Raw genomic sequence first — 21,333 nt, 5'->3', positions numbered from 1 at the left:
TATATTCATTTGTTATTTTATTATTGCTTTTATTTCAACACGTCTGGCTTTACGGTTCATCCATATTTTCTGTTCCCAAACCGAAGTTGTACCATTATTATATTGAGATTCTCTACTATAAAAGGAGGGTAACTTATCTTGTCCTTCGTCTTCCAAATCTTTCTTTGTAAGGAAAATCTGACCTTTACCTGCAATTTTAGCTTTCACTCGTATCCCTTGGCTCATCAACCAGCTATAAACAGATTTTGCTCTTTTTTCAGATAGCAAAAAGTTATAACCTTCTCCTCCCATTTCGTCGGCATACCCATCAATAATTAAAGATTCAATTCTGCTGAAATCGGTATTTGTAAGAAAATTTTGTAGTGCATCAATGGCTGCATAGTTTAATTCCGAATTATCGAAATCGAAATACACACTTAGCATTGACTCTGTATATATTGGAAATTTAGGTAGTTCTTCGTGTCTAGGAGCATTAAAATCTCCACCATTCTTTATTAGATTTATAGCTCCAGTAGAAATAGCATTAGCTTCTGACATTCCGTAGATTAAGTTACTATTTTGATGCATATTATTACGGTAAAAATAGAATATATCATCCTGATGCTGCAATAATCGATCTGAGACTATATAGCCTCTGTTACTATCAATCTTAAGCATACTAAAATCATTCAGTACAGTATTAATAGGATAATCAAAATGAACTAGGCTTCCTTTGGCAATTATTCCTCTTTCATAAATAATACCATAGATATCATATCCACCAAAACCAACATGTCCGTTAGAAGCAAAAATCAACAGATCATCATAAATGGTAGGAGATATTTCATCTCCCTCTGTATTCACCTGTGCTCCAAGGTTTATAGGATCTCCCCATCTTTGAAGTTCGTCATTCCATTCAGCTATATAAATGTCATAACCTCCATATCCTCCAGGCATATCGGAAGAGAAAAGTAGAAACCTGTCATTATCAAAAAGAAATGGATGTGCATAAGAAGCTTCTTTCTTTTGAGGAAAGGCTAGATCAAAAGACGACCAACCATTACGTTTCTTATTATAATTAGAGTAATATAACTTGGTTTTAAAAGCATTAATACCTCTTGATGAAATATCAATTTGCTCACCTTTGTCATAAGATACCGATGTTACAATCATCCTGTTCATATCTTCGGAAAAAGAAAGAGGTCCATTTTGCAAATCGATAGGAACCATGTGCAACAATGGTTTAGCTTTCTTCTTTCCAACAGAAGCATTCATCGAGTATTCAGAATTCTCATCTAAAGAGTAGTATTTTGTTCTATGATAGAACTTCTTGTTAGGATCATGAAACTTACTATTACTGGTAGCATAGAAATACTCGTTTTCCATTTTCCCTATCCAGAATTCGGAGAATGGAGTATTACCTCTATCTAATCTTTTTACAATGAATTCGGGAACACCAACAGGCATAAACCCCTCTTCATAATCTAAGGCATGCACAATATTCAGATAACGCTGATCTTTCTTATAAACATCGCGATATGCATAGTTACGGGCAATTTTAATAGCTTCTATTTTTGCTCCCGAATATCTAAGAGCATCCAAATAGTTACATATATCGGTAGCAGCAAATAAATCTTCATTCAACAACATCGCTTTCTCATAGTGAGGTATAGAAGCTGTATAGTTAAGTAAACTCAGATACAATCGTGCTGTTTTCAGATGGAGCAATGCAGTATAATCATCACTTGTTTTTTTAGTAAGAGCTGATTCATAGAGCTTCATTGCCCCTTCAAACTCTTGCTTGACAAATTTTCGGTCAGCCTTTATCTCCGTTTTTCGAGCTTTATTGTCCTGCTTATTTTGTTGTTTATCTTTGGGATTTGCATGCAGCGACATTACAGCCAAGAGAGACAAAGCCAGAAAACCGATTTTCATTTTTCTATTTATCATTATTTTTGATATTATCTGAATATGTTATAAACTAGATGAACTCCAAATTTTGTGGGTCCGACGTAAGCTTTTGTCTTCTTTCTTTCTAATGGATAGTGGGCAAACTCCCCTCCCAATTCGTGTTTGTCATATTGCATATGGGCATACCCTAATCCCAGATTAACCTCCAATCTAAAACGACTCGATAAATAAAATTTATATCCGGTTGAAAGACCTGCAGAAACGCCCCAACCTTTTCGTCTGTAACTGGTTTTCTCTTCGTCGCTATTCTTCAGTCCAATATTAAAATTACCGTACATCGCGTAAGGTCCTACATAGAAACCATCCCACAAGTCGTTGGTATAATAATATTTAGGATTAATGTAATATCTCACATCAACACTTCCGATAAGAGTTCTGAAAACTTCTTCATCCTTCTTAAAAAGGTAAGGTGCCCATAAAACATCTCCATTAAGAGTAAGCTGTTTACCTAGAGACCATTCTACTCCAATATTGGGAGTTCCTGTTAATATCAAAGGGATGTTTGTTTTTAATGCTTGTGCCTGAGACGACGGACAATAAAATAAACATAGTGCTAGACAAGCTAATATGTGTTGTAGAAAGCGTTTCATCTGATTAATTATATTTATTGATATTCAAATTCTGGTTATACTTCTGTACCTCCACCGTTGGGTGTATTATCTTCCCCTGTTTCGATGTTAGGATTCCAATCAAGAGGATCGCTCAATCGAAGTATTTGTATATTATTTCCATCTATTGTTACCACAACAGTTTCAGCCATATGTAGTATAATCGGCTCATAATTAGAATCAACTACATCTACATTAAGAGTTTTTATTATATTGTTATTAGCATCCAGAAAATTTATTTGAAGAGCAATTGGCTCTAATGAATTTCCTTCGGAAGAGAGATCCGGAGATGGTAAATAATAATTTTCAAATCCAAGGTCAAAATCCTGAAAAGGATTCTGATATAGAGTAGTAGTCAATCTCATCACATCATCTGCTGCTTTACGAGATGAACGTGTGTTGATTGAGTCTGAAATGTTAGACAAATATTGGACTGTTCCAACACCTGAAGCTAAAACTTCAATTTTTTTAATATTATCAAAAGTGAGTTTTGGGTCAACATTTTGAAGGTTTTTAAATGCAACACAGATACGACCTACATATTTGTGCTCAAACCATGCTGTATCTGTTACAAGTGGTCCCGGAAATCGGATAAGGGGACTCGTGTTATCAGAAAGAATTACTGGAGGCTCTTTATAATAACCATCTTCGAGCTTCTGCAATGCAAATTTTGCAGTTGTGTAAGATTGTATATCGGAGAAATCGACACCATTAATATTTGAAAAACAATGAACAGGGTGTAATCCCGGTAAAAGTTTAAAATTAAAATTTCCAACTGTTGTCCTCGCATTATCTTCAAAAGGATGCAGAGAATAACGGTCTTTTTCTAAATCTGTATTATAAATAAAGATTCTAACATCATCGACCTTGTATGTCTCCGTTCTTTTATTGACATCTGCTTTGGGTACATATACCACATAGTTTGTTTCATCTTCGAAGTAATCATACGTACATGACGAAAGTAAACATAGAGATGTAAGCAAAATAATAATATAGAAACTTCCGGTATATTTATGTATATTGGTCATTAGTTCTTACTTTATAAAGATAACGGTTAGCTCAAAATGAACCACTTAACAATGTCAGGAAATATTCTTCCTGACATTGCACAGGGTTATGAACTGAACTAAAAGAAATTATTGATATTTACACTTCTGTGTTTGTGCTTTGAATTTCTGAATTCCAAGGTAGAGGTGCGCTAACTGTTATTTTCAAACCACCTTCTTCTGTTGGATTAACCGGAGGAGTAATACTTCCACTCGATTTTATTGTAATATTTACTTCACGTATGTTATTAGATAAGAACACTTCATTAACAGTTGCCCACCAGAATAAATCTGCTGCTGCAGTTAAAATCGTTCCGTCTTCTAATTTATAAGGATTTGCTACCGAGATATTATCAGGAGTTCTAGCCGAAATCATGATAAAATATTTTCTGTCATTATCTGCTAAACCACTTGGTAATTTACCTGCTGCAACTTCTGCCATTGTAGCATTAGGAAATACTACAATATCTCTCCACAAAGAAAAATTACTATCAATAATTTTTGTAGGATTATGCGTTGTAGTTGTTGGATCTGTTGTTTTAAAAGTAGAAGCTCCGCTAGCTGCAACCATTATATGATCGGGATTTGAAGCTGTTGCATAGATACCTCCTGCAAATGAACCTAATTTAAGCCCTAACCCAACTGGTTGACGGTGAATAAGTATTGATGTGTTTGCATGAGCAAAATTTACACCCGCAAGCTTAGCATCCGATCTATCTACTCTTACACGTAGCAACGAAACATCTCTTTTCAATTGCAAAGGAGAACCCGAAAGATCAGTAGTTACACCTTGTGCGATTGTTACATTAGATGCGTATGCTGTGAAAATTTCAGAAGCTTCGGCATATGGCTTGTCATTGGTTTCTTTCTTTGCATCATATGCTGTAGGAAATGTAGCCAAAGGTTTTAACCCCATCCAAATTTGAGAGTTTATATTCTTACTTTTCACATTATAATTTCCCCACTCTACACCATTCGCACCTCCATCTAGAGATGTATAAATATTATCTGAACTACTTTTTGCATTTGCAACTATAGCCAAATTATAATTTGTACCTATTGGAATATTAGTCCAAGTAAAATTAAGATTAGAAGCTGTAGGAGTAATTGTTTGTGAATAAGCTACTTTACCTGCTGCATCATACAAAAACATTTGTACTTGTTTAATATTGTTCCAGTTCGTGATTGGAATTGCTGTCGACAATGCTGCTCTTACACTATTCCCACCAGCTTCTTCAAAAGACAATTTTGTCGTTAATTCACCCACATTTTCTGGAGAATCAATCGGACTATCGTCGTTACTACAAGATGAGAATAAGGCTCCTATTATAAATAGGCTTAGAAAAGATTTCTTCATTTTAAAAAACTTTAAATTATAAATAATTTGAATGTGATACAATTGATTACATGTATCCTATTGTGTTTGTAATCTACCTGTTGCATTATCATAAAATCCTATTGAGGCACCAGTCATCCATCCTTCTATGGGTGTTTTTAGTGTATAAGAGAAAGACATACATTCTCCATTTTTCGCCTCAATTACTTTATAAATGTTATAATCACTTTTAAATGATAATATCCATGGACACATTTTCCATTTACGATAAGCCCTGAATCGTTCCTTTCCTGAAATCACAATAGATGGAAGCTCTTGATGATGAGAACCTTTCATCAATACAGGTGTAAACGTTAAAGACTGATTAGCTCCCACAGATAAGCATTTTATGCCAAAGTCGAGGTTAATGTGCATACGCCCATTTCGTTCGATTAACGAACTTTCGTAGATCTCAATGGATCCTAAATCCGATGAAGAATCCCATAAAGAAAGTGTATATACTAATGAACTAACCATAGCTGTGAAATTTACTTCAAATCAATGTTATTAAATCCTATCACTTCGTTAGCGATGAATAGAGGAGAACTTCTAAAAAAATAAACCGATACAAACTTAGCCCGAATAAGACTAACACCTTTTATAATTTCCGCTCGTTTAATTCACAATTTTGACATTTATAAACAAAAGAGTAATTTTTCTCTAAAAAAGCAGGCTTTATTTACATCAAGAAGCATTCACCAAAAAGCATATATACACTACAGAAACAGACACTTACAAAAAAAGATCATTTAAACTAAAACTGAAAGCATCATCTAAATAGGAAAATTCACACTAACTTTTCTTCCTTATCTCTCCTGGTGTAAGGCCAAAGTGTACTTTGCAAAAATCATTAAATTGAGAGAGAGAAGAGAAACCATACTCTTCACTTATAACTTTAAAATTCTTTGTATAATTATTGATTTCATGGAATATACGTTTTGCTCTCTGATCTTTCATCCACTTATAGGGAGAGATTCCAAAACTCTTCTTAAATCGCTTATTAAAAGCAGATACACTGTAACTCGAAAGGGCAACTAACTGCTGGATATTCTTAACTTTATAATGATTATCATAAATAAAATTAGAGAAAACCTGATCATTATTTAACAATGGATGAAACATACGAGCAAGATCTTCTTTCGAATAATAAGCTCTTAGTAAGAAGAATAGCTCTTGCCTTTTGAGATCCAAGAAATGAGTACACAGTAAACCATCCGAGATATTAGCATAAGCTCGAGACAAAAAATCGCTCAGCCTATTGTTAATAATCAATGGGTTAAATTCATCTTCTATTTTAAATTCTTTCTGGTATAGCTGCTGTATGGAGAATCGATCACAAAAATTCACTTGAGAATTAATCCGAAAGATCATTATAAAAGTATCTGCTTCTGCATCAATTTTATATTGATAGCCTTGTCTAAGCACAAACATCTGACCTGAATTAACTCTTCTATCAGAAATTTCGCCATAAGATATGCTAAAACGCCCTTCGATTACGAATATAATTTCACTTTCTTCAACTATATTTTCGATAGAATGCGTTGCATTAATCTTTAAACCTTCTATTGGTGCTTTATCATCTTTTTGATAATTATAGCACGCAAGGTGTTCGTCTTTATATAATAATTTGCTCATTATTAAACGATTTTAAATATTTGATAACTGTTGTCTGTTAAGTGTTCAATAAATCATATTGAACATTGCATCTGCATGCCAGAAATTTCGTTCCAACATGAGGTAGTTATTACGTTTCAGTAATGTGTTATTTTTTTATCTTACAAATAATATTTTTGGTCGTTTTTAATTAGTTATTTAACTGTTAGTCTTTTACATGTGGTTTATTGTATAATTTCCCCTCTACTCATCACTTAAGAAGTGACAGATAATCATCTCATAAACTTACATTTACACTTTAGCTGTTATCTATTTCGTCCCCAATAGTCAAAGAAAAACTACACTACTCTTTTTTCTAATAAGGACAGTAAATCTAAACCAAGACTAAAAGCCTAGATTGAGAATAGAAGAACCTTTCTCGAGAAAAATTCGACTAAATTGTATATGATATTATGATGTCTTACTGCAAAAGTATAGGGAGTTTATTGATAAAAACGAATCAAAGCAGGGAACAAAACTCTTAAACATGTTCTATTTTCGACGATAAAACATCCTTTTGTCTCGAAAAGAGGAATAATAATCTAATAAAACTCCATTCTCACCAAAAGCATAGTGCAAAACATATATTGAAAAGCATTATGAAGAAAAAATGACAATTAAAAGATATAGGTGAATACAAACAATTTCAAGAGTATTTTAGTCGTAAATTCAGTATTCGAACAAAGGAATAATTTGATCGGAAACCATTATTTATAAAATGGCGTCAAGCAAGATTTTTTGCTCATTAAAGTACTCTGCCCTGTGGACATCGCCGCTCTGAGAGATTAAGGTGGAAGAACGTCTCAAGGAATTTAACCAGTCTTTGTGTACCTCACACACCTGATTTTTAAAAGAATGAATTGACCCAAAAGAAAAAACACGCAAAATAGATAACTCAAAATCGCTACATTCTAAATAGGTATAAGACGATTCGAAGTTAAGATTAGACAGATAAAAAGAGATTTCTTTTCCTCCATTCCAGACACCTGAGGCAGCTATTGATTCCAAATTAGTCAGAAGATCAAGTAACTCGCTCTTTATCTGCTGCACCTCTTCTTTGGTAAGTAAATTTAACCTCAAAAAAAAGTCAACATCTTTAGCTAATGAGATAAACATATCTCGTGAGAGAACAAAAGATGAGTTTTCTACAAAACGACTTTCTTCAGTAAATCTTTTGTGGACATCCGATATTTTTTGAGGGAGAGTAAATTCTGAGAATTTCAGGGTATTTTCAAATCCCTGCATCTGGTACAGCCATTTATACCAATAAAACTTAGAAATTAGATCATACGGAGTATAGAAGGAAAATGGGATAACATTATATGCTGAATAGGATTTGGAGTTAGAATACGGTTTCAGTCGATGAAAAGCATGTATATAATTATCAATAAACCGACAATAGTCTTCCTGTATATCAGGCCTTTGAATAAGATTAAGACTAAAAACAGCCTTATCCTTACTTTTCATTCCAATAATATGATCTAATGAAATATTTAGATCTTTTGAGATTAGTGCAGACTCTTCAATATCAAAAGATACTGCACCTCTTAAACGACGGTAAACAGCTTCCTTACCCAATGATAATAAGTCCATCAGATAAATAGCTACATTCGTTTTGTCAGGAAGCACATCTTTAATTGCACTTACTAAATTTTCGCTGAATTTCTGATTCATGTTTTCAGATATGAAAAGAGAGGGTACAACTTCATACACAATATTCTTTGATAACTGTTGATAGACCAACTAGCCTCAAAAAACATTTAAAGTCATTTTTCTTCTTTTATTTCCCCTTTTATTCTACATGCACAAAGATATACGAAGTTAACTAATGAAAATCTCTCATTTTGTGGAATTTTAAGAATTGAATGTTCTATTTTCAACATTCATAGTTTGATATGTCTCGAAAAGAGGAATAAATTTCTCCGAAAGAAACATTATTCCCTCATACATTATATTTCAAAAAATATAGTAAGCTATTTTGATGATAAAATTCGGAGAAATAGGTCTAGTGAATCATTATACGAATCATAAAATCGTATTTAACAACTCTCGCTGTTCGTTAAAATACTCAGCCCTATGCACATCGCCACTTCTGGAAATCAAAGTTGATGATCTTTTGAGAGAATTTATCCATTCTTTATGAGCCTTGCAAATCTGAGATTTATCAGAGTTAATTGAAACTAAAGAGAAAATATGAAAAATAGATAACTCAACATCGCGGTACTCTAAGTAAGTACAAGATGACTCAAAATTGATATTGGATAGATAAAAGGAAATTTCGCTACCTTGCTTGCCTCCTCCTGAAGCTGTAATTGATTCTAATTCATCAAGAAGATTCATAAGCTCTTCTTTTATTTGCTGAGTTTCTATTTTTGCAAGAAGATTGAGCCTCGAAAAGAGTGCTATATCTTTCGCAAAGGAGACAAACATGTCTCTGGATAACACAAAGAATCCTTTAGGTAAACAGCTCCTTTCATTTACAAACTCCTGATGAGCATCTAAAACACTCTGAGGAACAGCAAATTGAGAGAACTTCAACATACTTTCGTAGCCTCTCATCTGATATGCCCATTTGTAGAGGTGAAATTTTGAAATCAAATCGTACTGAATATAAAGAGACCAAGGAATAGAACCGCATGCCGATTGATACTGCGAATCAGAATACAACTTAATTTTTCTGAAAGCCTGTGTATAGATATCTATAGACGCACAATAATCATCCATCATATTGGCAGTTTCAATAAGATTAAGATTAAAAATTGCTTTATTTTTACTTCTCATCCCTATAATATGATCCAACGAGATGCTTAGATCCCTGGATATCAGCGCTGACTCTTCTATACTAAAAGACACAGAACCTCTTAAACGACGATAAACGGCTTCTTTTCCCAATGATAGTAAATCCATCAAATACAGAGCGACATTCGTTCTTTCCGGAAGTGCACCTTTAATTGCACCCACCAGATTTTCATTCAGTTTTTGATTCATAATCTAGTGTTAATACACACAAACTATTAAAGTCCACACAGTTATTATATTTAATCATCTTATAAAAAATAGGTTAGATTTCGTCCTCAAATTACTTAGCAAAACTATTATTTGAGTATTAACTCAATCCCGCATTGAATAGACCGAGTCTAATACTCTCTCTAATTGGATTTTGCTTTAATTTCAGGAAGACATCTAAGCCAAAACGAATTAGCCGTATCAGTAGTGCTACATTTATACCTATCCCATTTATCCGGATAAAAACAATATGCCATTATAACAGCAACCAATTTCCATTGGTAAATTATATGAACATAAAGACTTTCTTCACAATGCGTACCTTTAGTATACGCTCTGCAATTGAGAATAAAGGAAGACATATTACTATATATAAATTATTATCGTTTCTTTCTTGAATAGTAAACATTTACAGCAATAAAAGTTGAAAGATCCTTCATTGCAATAGTGTTATCTGTTATTACATGTCAACTATAACAAAGCCAATGTTAAACCAATTTAAACTGGGGAAGTTAAATAGTTTACTATTATTTTTCACAAGCATTTTTTTGATTGATTTTCCTAAAAAATGAGACATTTAACAGCTACAAAGAATGCTTATTATTATATAAAGTGAATGGCAAAGATACAATTGCGTTTCAATATTATTATACATTTGAACTGCATCAAAACGTTAAATCTCGAATTTAAAAAGATATAAACCTATTTATCAGCAAAATACAAAATCCCAGACATCTCAAATTATGAATAAAAGTACAAGATAAAGAGAATCTATTAGATCCACCATTCTATTTTAGCATATAGAGATAGGAAATGATTTAAGATTTAGACAATATAAAATATCAGTTCGATATATTATATTTGTAAATACTTAATAACTAATTATAATCCATGAAAAAGTACATTTATCTTTTATTTATTGCCACTCTTTTCTCTTCAGTTTTACAAGCAGAGGTTAGATTGCCTCATATATTCTCGGATAATATGATACTCCAAAGAGACAAAGTTCTCAAGATATGGGGATGGGCTGATAAAAATGAAAAAATCAAAGTTGAAATTCTAGACCAGACTAGAAATGTGCAAGCCGACCAAGCAGGTAATTGGTCTGTAAATTTGGAGCCAATACCTTACGGAGGCCCTTATCAAATGAAAGTACAAGGAAGCAGTAATACTATTACTTTTAATAATATTCTTATTGGAGACATTTGGCTATGCAGCGGACAATCTAATATGGAAATGCCTGTGAATGGATGGAGCCAGGTTGAAAATTATGAGCAGGAGATTAAAGAAGCTAATTACCCCCTAATAAGAGCTTTTAATGTAGAGAAAGCTATGAGTATGACACCCAATTCTGACTTTGATGGGAAATGGCAAGTTTGTTCTCCCGAAACCGTTTCCAGCTTTTCGGCAGTGGCTTACTTCTTTGCACGCAAATTAAATAAAGAGTTAGATATACCAATTGGCATCATTAATTCCTCATGGGGAGGGACTCAGATTGAGACATGGATAAGCCAAAACTCATTCGCTCGCTTACCCGATAATTTCAAAGAAAGATATGCAGCATTACAAGGTATTGATCTAGCTAGATTTGCTCAAGAGAATGAAGCAAAAAAGCAGATCTACCTCAATGCCTTAAAAAACGATCCGGGCATAAAAGGCGAATGGTTTAAAGCTCCTACAAAAATTACCTTTGCATGGAAGAAAATGCAAGTACCTCAAGAATGGTCACAAACTGAACTTGCTTCAATAGACGGAATTGTTTGGTTCAGATACAATTTCACACTTCCAAAAGACGCTGAAGGAAAAACTGCCATATTGAACCTAGGTCCCGTAGATGATGATGATGTGTCATGGATTAATGGTATTAAAGTTGGAGAGACAGTAGGTTATGGCTTACCTAGAACATATAGTATAACAAAGGACATTTTAAAAAGTGGAGTGAACACCTTAACTGTAAAAATTGTAGATCACAGTGGAGGCGGAGGACTTTATGGTCAGCCTCATGAGCTATATTTAGAGATTGATGGTGTAAAGTATCCTCTATCCGGAGAATGGGAATACAAGGAATCGGTGACTAATAAAGAATATGGATATATTGATTTTTCTCCAAACTCTTATCCCTCCCTACTTTACAATGCTATGATTAATCCCATGACTTCTTTTTCGATAAAAGGGGCAATATGGTATCAAGGTGAAAGCAATGCAGATGATGCTTATAACTATCGTACACTCTTCCCTACCCTAATCAACGATTGGAGAGATAAATGGGAATCGGAGTTTCCTTTCTATTGGGTGCAATTAGCTAATTATATGGCTAAAGATGAACAACCTCAAGATAGTAAATGGGCAGAATTGCGTGAGGCTCAGAATATGACTCTTTCGCTACCTTATACAGGACAAGCGGTGATTACCGACATTGGCGATGCTAAGGATATTCACCCCCGAAACAAGCAAGATGTAGGAGCTAGACTTGCTTTAATTGCTCTAAATAAAGATTATGGACGCAGTGATGTTATTTACTCAGGTCCTACATTTAACAAGATGGAAATCTCAGGAAATAAAGCGATTATCTATTTTGATAATATAGCAAAAGGTCTAAAGGTGAGTGACAATAATCAATCTATCAAAGGTTTCGCAATTGCAGGTGCTGACAACAGATTTGTCTGGGCAAAAGCTTACTTAGATGGAGACAAAGTAATTGTTGAGAGCCCAGAAGTTTCTAGTCCTATTTCAGTAAGATACTCATGGTCTAATAACCCCGAAGTAAACCTTTTCAATAGCGAAGGACTTCCCGCTGCACCATTCAGAACTGATAAGTAAGTTCATTATTTTAAAATAAAAAAGACGGGCATATTACTATGTCCGTCTTTTCTATTTAATGCAAAATATATCACTATTAAGAACAGAAATACCTGTACCTTATTTTGTTTTTAAAGCATCTATTTTTCTCATTACAGCTTTTTCAACTTCTACAATTACAAATACTGCAAAACCTAGAATAAATGGATATACCCAATCGTTTAACTCTAAAGGATAAGTTCCAAATACATTATTCATAAAAGGAAGATAGGTAATTGCCAATTGGAGAATAACCAAAAGACCCGATACTACAAATACTGCTTTGTTTGTAAAGAAGTCTTTGTTGAAAGCAAAGCCACGAATACTTCTGCTATTGAATAAGTGGAACATCTGAGCGATTACAATAGTTTGTAATGTAATGGTTCTCACAATTTCTTCACTAACACCGTGTGCTAATAAATTTATAGTCATCCAAAGGGTTCCACCACCAATAAGTACTGATACAAACAATATTCGCCAGATAAAATAGCCGCTTAACAATGGCGTTTGTGGCGATCGTGGAGGACGTTTCATAGCTCCCGGTTCTATTCTTTCGAAAGCTAAGGCTAGAGAAACTGTTACTGATGTCACCATATTTACCCATAAAATTTGAACGGGAGTTAATGGCATCATAGTACCAAATAATATACTCGCTATTATCAAGAAACTTTCAGCACCATTCGTCGGCAATATAAATAAGATAGTCTTTTTCAGATTATCATATACCCTTCGTCCTTCTTCAACGGCAGCCACTATGGTACTAAAATTATCATCAGCTAATACCATTTCCGAAGCATCTTTTGTTACTTCCGTACCCTTGATACCCATTGCAATACCTACATCTGCTTTTTTAAGAGCCGGTGCATCATTTACACCATCGCCCGTCATTGCACAAATCGTACCTCTGGCTTGTAAAGCCTTCACCAATTTCAACTTATGTTCGGGGCTTGTACGGGCAAAAATATCATATTCCTGAGCAGCTACTTCGAGCTCGGCATCACTCATTTTTTCAAGATCTTTTCCTTGCAATGCCTTTGTTCCATCACCAATACCCATTTCTTTACCAATGGTTTTAGCTGTATCTACGTGGTCTCCTGTTATCATTTTCACTGTGATTCCTGCTTCCGAACACAATCTAATAGCCTCAACAGCTTCTTCACGTGGTGGATCTATGATTCCCGCAAGACCTAGAAAGACAATACCATTATGAATATCTTCGTGATCTATATCAATTATACTTTTATCTACTTTTTTGTAGGCAGCACCAATAATACGTTGTCCTTTTTGAGCCAACTCTGTAATTTTACTCTCCCAATAATGACGATCAAAATCTTGCTCTCCAGCTTTAGATTTTTCTTTCTCCGCCATATCCAAAAGTCGATCGGGAGCACCTTTAATATATATAATATTATGGTCTGTATCTTCTATCAAAGTAGCCATATATTTATATTCGGAATCAAACGGAATTGTCGATTTCCGTTCAACATGGCTATGATCCACATCTGCTTTTTGGTACAAAGTTATCAAAGCACCCTCGGTAGGGTCTCCTTTTACAAACCAATGCTCGTCCTCATCTTTTCCTAAAGAGGCTTCGTTACATATATTAAAACAGCTGATCAATTCTTCTAATATAGGCTCAGAATCAAAATCAACTTTAGCACCATTACTCAATACATCTCCTGTTGGTGCATAACCCGTTCCTGTAACCGTAAATTCGCCATCGCGTATCTCTACAGTTTTCACAGTCATTTCATTCTTAGTGAGTGTTCCCGTTTTATCAGAACAAATAACCGATACTGCTCCCAATGTTTCTACTGATGGAAGTGTACGGACAATTGCATTTCGACGAGCCATATTCTGAACACCTATTGCTAAAATAATGGAAAGTATAGCTGGCAAACCTTCGGGTATAGCAGCTACAGCCAAACCTATGACAGACATGAGTAGTTCGCCCGAATCGTAATCTCGGAAAAAATGCCCAAACAAATAAATTACAAATGCGATAGCTACAATAACAATAGATACTGTTTTTCCAAATTTAGCTGTTTGTCTAAGTAGAGGAGTTGTTATCTCTTCTACTTCTGAAATCATTTCATTTATCTTACCTATCTCTGTATCCTTACCGATAGCTATAACAACACCCATTCCCGTACCTGCACTTACAGTGGTACTCGAAAAAGCCATATTAATTCTATCACCCAACATTGTATCAACAGGTAAAGCAGCAACCTTCTTTTCGGAAGGAACTGATTCTCCAGTAAGTGGAGATTCCTCTATTTTCAAGTTGTCGGCTCTTACTAAACGTAAGTCGGCAGGAACTTTATCTCCCGGACTCAGTAAAACCATATCTCCAATTGTGAGAAGAGAAGCGTCAATTTCGGTTCTTACTCCATCTCTTACTACTTGCGCCTTAAGTGATAACATCTTCTTGATGTCTTCTAATGCTTTCTCAGCTTTATTCTCCTGAAAATAACCGATTGATGCATTTACAACTGCAACCAACAGAATAACAATAGTATCGACATAATGTCCTAATACTGCGGTAACAATTGCCGCAACAAAAAGCACATATATTAATATGTCATTAAAGTGTTTCAAGAAACGGATAAGCTTGCTTACTTTTTTCTTCTCAGGTAATACGTTCTCTCCAAATTGAGTTAATCGCTGGTTAGCCTCATCATCTAATAGCCCTACTGTAATATCAGACTCTAAAGTGTCTATTACATCAGCACTATCAATGGAATACCATTCTCTCTTCGTATGAATATAATCTTTCCTCATAAATATGGTTATTATGATATTGAAACAAAAAAAATTAACTATTGTTTACCTCACAGCTATGAAAAATTTCATAAAAAACCAACAAAATAGAATACCTGGTGTATTATTTTAGAATAATAAGAAAGAAACAACTAAAGGTTAGACACCTATACAAAAGATGCAGATTAGCAATTCACTCTTCTAACAACAATAAAACATTTATAAAATAATGGCTTCTTGAGAAAGATAGCTTATAGATTAAAATACAGGCCATCATTTTTCAGCATCAATAGAAAGATTTATATAGACTCGTTTTTTCTAATACTTAATAATGAATAACATCAAAGAAATCGTACATTTGAAATTACTAAACAATACAAATGGTTATGAGAGAAAACAAGGACTTAAAGTTAGCCGTCCTCATTGATGCAGATAATATACCCTACTCTAATATAAAAGGTATGCTCGATGAAATTGCCAAGATAGGGATACCTACCATTAAAAGAATATATGGTGATTGGACTAAACCTACTGTATCGGGATGGAAACAACCTTTATTGGAACATGCCATTACGCCCATACAACAATATAGCTATACTACGGGAAAGAATGCAACGGACTCTGCCATGATTATTGATGCGATGGACATATTGCACTCCGAAAAAGTAGATGGTTTTTGTTTGGTTTCGAGTGATAGTGATTTTACTCGGTTAGCTGTCAGACTAAGAGAATCTGGTATGTTAGTTATTGGCATTGGAGAGAAAAAGACGCCGAATCCTTTTATTGTAGCCTGCGACAAGTTTATATATATTGAGATAATCGGAAATTCGGAAATAGAAAATTCGGACAATCAGCAAGATTCTTCATCTCCAAATCATTCTAAAGGCGAGAAAGATTCCAATATTGAACCTATAAATAAAAAGCTTATTCAGCTTCTAAAAACTACGGTCATGGATTTAGCTGACGATGACGGATGGGCATTCCTTGGAGATATGGGAAATTTGATCATCAAGAAGAGACCCGATTTTGACCCCCGAAATTATGGCTATCCAAAACTTACACCTTTGATTAAATCTCTAAACAAGGTTTTCGACATTGATGTGAGAGTTGCCGATAAAAAGCATATCAAACATATCTATGTAAAGATCAAAGAATAAAAGTAGTTGCAAAATGTAAGACATGTCAGTCACTAGCTATCAAATACAATATCTATTGCAAAATAAAACGATGAAGCGTTTCTCCTTACTTGTTTTATTATTTATCGGGTGTATATCATTCTCTTCTGCACAAGAAGATACAACAAGAATGCACCAACAGTCTATATCAAAATTATTAAATCCGGATTCCCTGAAATTTAATCAGAATAGTATTCAAATAGAATCTATGGTTAATAATCCCACAAATATCGATGAAAATGGTTTTGATTTCTCGAAGGAGGAAAAGACTTTTAACTTTGATATACCTAAAGAAAAGAAGTTTTTCAATTCGTCCTATTCTAAATTTATTATTCCTACCACATTTATTGCTTATGGAGTATTAACAAGAACCAATAAGCCACTGAGAGAATTAGACTTAAGCACAAACCATGAAGTTGGAGAGCATATCTCAAAGAAAAACCCGCTCGATAATTATATACAATTTGCTCCTGCTATAATGACATACAGTTTAAGTTTTGCAGGGGTAAAAGCGAAACACAATTTTAGAGACCAAACACTCATTATGGCAACATCATATCTGATAATGGGTGCAACCGTTCAAACTGTGAAAAGCACAACACATATTGCACGCCCAAATGGCTCTAATAATAATTCGTTTCCCTCGGGGCATACCGCTACAGCATTTGTAGGGGCACACATTCTTTTCAAAGAATATAAAGATACATCTCCATGGATTGGCATCGGTGGGTATGCAGTGGCAACAGCAACTGGCACTATGCGAGTATTGAACAAGAAACATTGGGTAAGTGATGTTGTTACGGGTGCAGGCATAGGTATCTTAAGTACAGAGCTCGGTTATATGCTATTACCTGTATGGCATAATATACTTGGGATAAAAGAAAAAGAAAAAAGTCTCGTGATTGTACCAACAGTTAATACCGGCAATATGGGTATAGCCTTAGCATATGCTTTCTAACTATCCAAAACATATTAGAACGACGACTAAAAAATAGTCCCAGAATATGCTTTTTTTATAACTTTGGGAAAAATGTTCTATAATACTTCAAAATGCAATTATGAAAAAACATAATATTATTTGTCTTTTCTTGTGCCTATTATTTGGGCTCTGCTTTCTGGAATGTAGTAATGCAAGTAAACAAAAGGAACTTATAACCGAGCAAAAGAAAGATCGCACATTTATAATGGCTACGATTCCTGAAGCGCTGCAAACGCCTCTAGACCGAGCTAATTATCTTGTAGAACATTACTGGGATAATTTTGATTTCACAGATACTGCTTACATTCATTTACCGAATATAACGGAGCAAGCAATGGCAAATTATATTGAGATTCTGCCTCATGCCAATAAGGATATTACTTGCATGGCTATCAAAAACACTTTGATAAAAGCTGAAGCTGACAGTAGTATAAATACTTATTTTCTGGATATGTATAAGAAATATCTCTACGACCCTAATTCGCCTATGCGAAACGAAGAATATTACATTCCCGTTCTGAACTACATTATAGAGTCAAATAAAACCAATGCAACTGATAAAGAGCGTGCAAACTTCAAACTAAAAATGTTACTTAAAAACAGAATCGGAGATAAAGCTACAAATTTCGCATATACTTTAGCATCGGGAAAAACAGGAACTCTATATGATATAAAGAGCGAATATACCATTGTATTGTTTTACAACCCCGACTGCCATGCTTGTGCAGAAGTAATTGCAGCCATCAAAAATTCCAATATTATAAACGATGGACTAGAGAACAAGCATCTCGCTGTACTTTCTTTCTATCCCGATGCAGATTTAGAGATCTGGAAAAAACACTTGAATGACATTCCAACTTATTGGATAAATGGATATGATAAGAATCAAATAGTACAAAATAAAAAGGTATATGATCTGAAAGCAATCCCAACTATTTATTTACTCGATAAGGATAAAAAGGTTATATTAAAAGATGTTGATTTTGTAATTCTCGAAAAATGGTTATTCGAAAATAAACCGATGGTTATACTCCGATAGTTTTCTCCTGCAACTAATAAGGAATCCTATTACTGCATTCATTCTCCATCTAAAAAACAACCTAATTATATTCAAATTTAGGCTTTCTCCACTTGTCTAAATTTGTTAAATAATTGTTTATCTGATTATTATTGAGTATATTCACAAAAATCAAGCCTGAGAAGGTTGTTTTATTTATTTACTTATAAATAGTGGAGAATATGGAAACTAAAAAAAGAGCACCTCAAAAAGGAAAAGATGGTGCTATTAACCGATCTGAACGAGTAAGAGCAAATGACTTAGTTAGCCAAATGCTAGAAGATCATAAAAAAAGAATAGGTGAAGTTGTTTGTGTAGTAATTGATAGCAGAACATCAATTGAACTTCCTGCCAGCCTTACGCCAGAAGAGCGAAACGAGCATGTGCAGAATTACATAAAAAACATAGGTATAAAACCCATAAAGTGATCATATAATGTCACACGTAACAAATTAATTAGTCCCGCCCACTCTCTAAAGAGTTGGTGGGATTCTTATTTAATACCTCCCTATTACTTTATTTAGAATATAAGAGTCACAAAAAAAGCTGCTCCTAATTAGGAACAGCTTTATATATTAATTGTGTACTTTAAAACTTATTTAGTTTTCACTGTGGTATTTACGATAGTTGCAGGAGGGAAGCTCACAAACATCTTCGATACATATTTTGCAATTTTTTCATCTGCATCACGTCCAAAGTTTTTATCAACGTCTCTGTTACCTGCAGCATGCCATACAAGAGTATTAGTTCTTGCATCAATCAAATCGACTAGTAACGATCCTTTATGATAAATATCTACATTGTGTTGAGTGCGGGCTACGCTCGATCCGGTCATCATCATAGGACCTCCCCACATGTAAGGACGGTGAAAACCACCCATACCCATGCCGCCCATACCCATACCACCCATGCCCATACCCATACCGGTAGTCATAGTAGTGCTTGAGTGTGATTCTCTAGACTCTACAAAAGCCAAGCTATTTACCCAAAGATCGGGTGTAGCAGACTCTGTCAATCCTCGTTCTGTTAAAGCAGCTTTTATAGCAGCATAAATACGGTTTCTATTTAGTTCGCTAATAGTTTGAGCTTCGGCGTCTAATTTATAAATACCAAATGTTTTATACTTTGAAAAATCGACACTACGGTCATAATCTGTGGATACAGTCAATGACGATTTACATGAAGCAAACATTAAGGCGCTAAATAACACAAGCGAAAAAAGTCTTAAAGTTCTCATAATTTTATAATTTTATTTTTGTTCATCCAATTCTTCTAGATTAAGTTTCCGTCTTATGTTAACAAGAAATAGCTGTATATTGTTTATAATTTACACTTTTCGAATTAGCTTAGTCCGAACACTCATTTTATTTCACTTTCTATAACATTACTTTTATGAATAATGTTCACCAACTTTCCCCAATTATATAAATAACAAGTAAATTTCTAAAAGACTTTTTTCGCCTTACCTGCTTTAAGTATAATAAGTTGCTCTCACTTTCTTCTTTTACCTATATAATAATGAATATTCGAAGTGCGAGCTCATCCTTAAACCTTCATCAATTTATCAATATCTATTTTTTTCATTTGCATAAATGCTTTCATTAGTTTATCAGCCTTCAAAGGATCTTTCATGAGCTTGGGTAGAATAGATGGCGCTATTTGCCACGAAAGTCCGTATTTATCTTTCAGCCATCCGCACTCACCCTCTTCTCCTCCATCGCTTGTGAGCTTATCCCAATAATAATCTATCTCTGCCTGATTGTCACAAAACACCTGAAGCGAAATAGATTCATTGAATTTAAAAATAGGACCACCATTTAAAGCGGTGAAGAACTGTCCATTAATTTGAAATTCAACCACCATTACAGTTCCTTCTTTTTGGTGATGAATATCAAACCCCTCTTTGCCATAATAAGATATACTTTCGATCTTTGAATTTCTAAAAACCGAAGTATAAAAAATGGCTGCCTCTTCAGCTTGATTATCAAACCAAAGGCATGGTACAATTTTATCTGTCATTGTTCAGAGAATTGATGTTCTGCATATTTTCTAAAACTGTTTAAAATAGCCTGCCAACCATTTTGTTGCATCTCAATAGGATTGAAATTTTCAGCATCAAAGGATTCGATAACTTCAGTTTCTTCATCGCCTATAACTGAGAAAGTAATAGTAGCTGTCCTCCCATCTTCCAACGTGTAACTAATTTGCTTATGATCAGTGATACTATCATAGATACCACCAAAATCAAAGCCCATACTTCCATCCTTAGCTTCCATCCTATAACTGAATTTGCGCCCTACATGAAAATCATTCACAGCCTTTGTTGTGTGCCAATCGTCGGAAGCACTATTCCACTTAATAATATCGGCAGGGGTTATCCAACACTTCCAGACAATATCTATTGGTGCTTTCACTGTTGTCTGAATGGTAATAACAATCTTATTTTCTGCCATAGTTTTAGTTATTTTAAGTTAGGTACAACACCTTATTTCAAAGAGTGGAGACCAATACAATTACCTTCGGTATCCTCAATCAAAGAAATGAATCCATAATCGCCAATAGAAAATTTAGGCTTTAAGATTTTACCGCCTGCTGCTTCAACTCGGCTTTGCTCTATTTCACAATTATCGGATGAGAAATAGACAATTGTGCTATTTCCTCCGGGTTCAACACCTCTCATCTCGACTAAAGCCCCGGAAGAATTTGGAGCATCGTCCAACATCGGAAAAACTACCATTTTCATATCCTCCAAATCTTCCGACATTGGGAGATCAAACATTTCTCTATCGAGAACCGTTTCATAAAAACGTCTGGCACGATCTATATTTTCAACATAAATCTCAAACCAGCCTACTGGATTAATAGTTTCTTTCATCTTAATAATTT

General features: G+C 34.4%; 18 protein-coding genes. 5 read left to right on the top strand and 13 right to left on the bottom strand.

Annotated features, from left to right (window positions below; genetic code table 11):
- Nucleotides 1-12: 12 nt before the first annotated feature.
- The 8 genes from IR022_RS04275 to IR022_RS04240 form a co-directional block, all read right to left on the bottom strand.
- Complete coding sequence (locus IR022_RS04275; protein WP_194202742.1) at nucleotides 13-1,929, bottom strand: OmpA family protein; 1,917 nt, start codon at nucleotides 1,927-1,929, stop codon at nucleotides 13-15.
- 11 nt (nucleotides 1,930-1,940) lie between these two features.
- The gene (locus IR022_RS04270) at nucleotides 1,941-2,540 is read right to left on the bottom strand and encodes a DUF3575 domain-containing protein (protein WP_050710371.1); all 600 of its coding nucleotides are present in this window, start codon (nucleotides 2,538-2,540) and stop codon (nucleotides 1,941-1,943) included.
- A 35-nt stretch (nucleotides 2,541-2,575) separates the two neighbouring features.
- Nucleotides 2,576-3,586, bottom strand: a complete 1,011-nt coding sequence (locus tag IR022_RS04265) for a hypothetical protein (RefSeq protein ID WP_194202741.1) — start codon at nucleotides 3,584-3,586, stop codon at nucleotides 2,576-2,578.
- Nucleotides 3,587-3,704: 118 nt separating this feature from the next.
- On the bottom strand, nucleotides 3,705-4,961 hold the full coding sequence (locus tag IR022_RS04260) for a FimB/Mfa2 family fimbrial subunit (protein ID WP_194202740.1): 1,257 nt from the start codon (nucleotides 4,959-4,961) through the stop codon (nucleotides 3,705-3,707).
- Between the two features lie 57 nt (nucleotides 4,962-5,018).
- Nucleotides 5,019-5,456 (bottom strand): DUF3868 domain-containing protein, encoded by a 438-nt coding sequence (locus tag IR022_RS04255; RefSeq protein WP_050710374.1) that lies wholly within the window; start codon nucleotides 5,454-5,456, stop codon nucleotides 5,019-5,021.
- A 315-nt stretch (nucleotides 5,457-5,771) separates the two neighbouring features.
- On the bottom strand, nucleotides 5,772-6,614 hold the full coding sequence (locus tag IR022_RS04250) for a helix-turn-helix transcriptional regulator (protein WP_050710375.1): 843 nt from the start codon (nucleotides 6,612-6,614) through the stop codon (nucleotides 5,772-5,774).
- A gap of 729 nt (nucleotides 6,615-7,343) precedes the next feature.
- A complete protein-coding gene (locus IR022_RS04245; RefSeq protein ID WP_194202739.1) occupies nucleotides 7,344-8,306 on the bottom strand; it encodes a hypothetical protein in 963 nt (320 codons plus the stop codon).
- A gap of 351 nt (nucleotides 8,307-8,657) precedes the next feature.
- Nucleotides 8,658-9,620, bottom strand: coding sequence for a hypothetical protein (locus IR022_RS04240; protein ID WP_050710377.1), 963 nt, complete (start codon nucleotides 9,618-9,620; stop codon nucleotides 8,658-8,660).
- Between the two features lie 909 nt (nucleotides 9,621-10,529).
- On the opposite strand from IR022_RS04240, the gene IR022_RS04235 reads away from it, so the two are divergent.
- Nucleotides 10,530-12,458 (top strand): sialate O-acetylesterase, encoded by a 1,929-nt coding sequence (locus IR022_RS04235; RefSeq protein WP_194202738.1) that lies wholly within the window; start codon nucleotides 10,530-10,532, stop codon nucleotides 12,456-12,458.
- Between the two features lie 99 nt (nucleotides 12,459-12,557).
- Here IR022_RS04235 and IR022_RS04230 read toward each other — a convergent pair whose 3' ends face one another.
- Complete coding sequence (locus tag IR022_RS04230; protein WP_050708677.1) at nucleotides 12,558-15,257, bottom strand: cation-transporting P-type ATPase; 2,700 nt, start codon at nucleotides 15,255-15,257, stop codon at nucleotides 12,558-12,560.
- A gap of 365 nt (nucleotides 15,258-15,622) precedes the next feature.
- On the opposite strand from IR022_RS04230, the gene IR022_RS04225 reads away from it, so the two are divergent.
- From IR022_RS04225 to IR022_RS04210, 4 genes are all read left to right on the top strand, one after another.
- Nucleotides 15,623-16,393, top strand: a complete 771-nt coding sequence (locus IR022_RS04225) for an NYN domain-containing protein (RefSeq protein ID WP_050708681.1) — start codon at nucleotides 15,623-15,625, stop codon at nucleotides 16,391-16,393.
- A gap of 70 nt (nucleotides 16,394-16,463) precedes the next feature.
- Nucleotides 16,464-17,369 (top strand): phosphatase PAP2 family protein, encoded by a 906-nt coding sequence (locus IR022_RS04220; RefSeq protein ID WP_194202737.1) that lies wholly within the window; start codon nucleotides 16,464-16,466, stop codon nucleotides 17,367-17,369.
- Between the two features lie 100 nt (nucleotides 17,370-17,469).
- The gene (locus IR022_RS04215) at nucleotides 17,470-18,429 is read left to right on the top strand and encodes a DUF5106 domain-containing protein (protein ID WP_194202736.1); all 960 of its coding nucleotides are present in this window, start codon (nucleotides 17,470-17,472) and stop codon (nucleotides 18,427-18,429) included.
- 200 nt (nucleotides 18,430-18,629) lie between these two features.
- Nucleotides 18,630-18,875 carry a hypothetical protein gene (locus IR022_RS04210; protein ID WP_050708674.1) on the top strand — a complete coding sequence of 82 codons (246 nt, stop codon included), beginning with the start codon at nucleotides 18,630-18,632 and terminating at the stop codon, nucleotides 18,873-18,875.
- A 167-nt stretch (nucleotides 18,876-19,042) separates the two neighbouring features.
- On the opposite strand, the gene IR022_RS04205 is transcribed toward IR022_RS04210, so the two are convergent.
- The 4 genes from IR022_RS04205 to IR022_RS04190 form a co-directional block, all read right to left on the bottom strand.
- Nucleotides 19,043-19,684 carry a DUF4136 domain-containing protein gene (locus IR022_RS04205; RefSeq protein ID WP_194202735.1) on the bottom strand — a complete coding sequence of 214 codons (642 nt, stop codon included), beginning with the start codon at nucleotides 19,682-19,684 and terminating at the stop codon, nucleotides 19,043-19,045.
- A gap of 308 nt (nucleotides 19,685-19,992) precedes the next feature.
- Complete coding sequence (locus IR022_RS04200; protein ID WP_194202734.1) at nucleotides 19,993-20,466, bottom strand: VOC family protein; 474 nt, start codon at nucleotides 20,464-20,466, stop codon at nucleotides 19,993-19,995.
- Nucleotides 20,463-20,900 (bottom strand): SRPBCC domain-containing protein, encoded by a 438-nt coding sequence (locus IR022_RS04195; protein WP_050708671.1) that lies wholly within the window; start codon nucleotides 20,898-20,900, stop codon nucleotides 20,463-20,465. Before IR022_RS04195 ends, IR022_RS04200 begins: the two co-directional genes overlap by 4 nt.
- Before the next feature lie 32 nt (nucleotides 20,901-20,932).
- Nucleotides 20,933-21,322 (bottom strand): VOC family protein, encoded by a 390-nt coding sequence (locus tag IR022_RS04190; protein WP_194202733.1) that lies wholly within the window; start codon nucleotides 21,320-21,322, stop codon nucleotides 20,933-20,935.
- Nucleotides 21,323-21,333 lie beyond the last annotated feature (11 nt).

Origin of the sequence: Dysgonomonas sp. GY617, assembly GCF_015233815.1 — a bacterium.
Lineage (GTDB): Bacteria > Bacteroidota > Bacteroidia > Bacteroidales > Dysgonomonadaceae > Dysgonomonas_A.
This window is presented reverse-complemented; position numbering and strand designations above follow the sequence as displayed.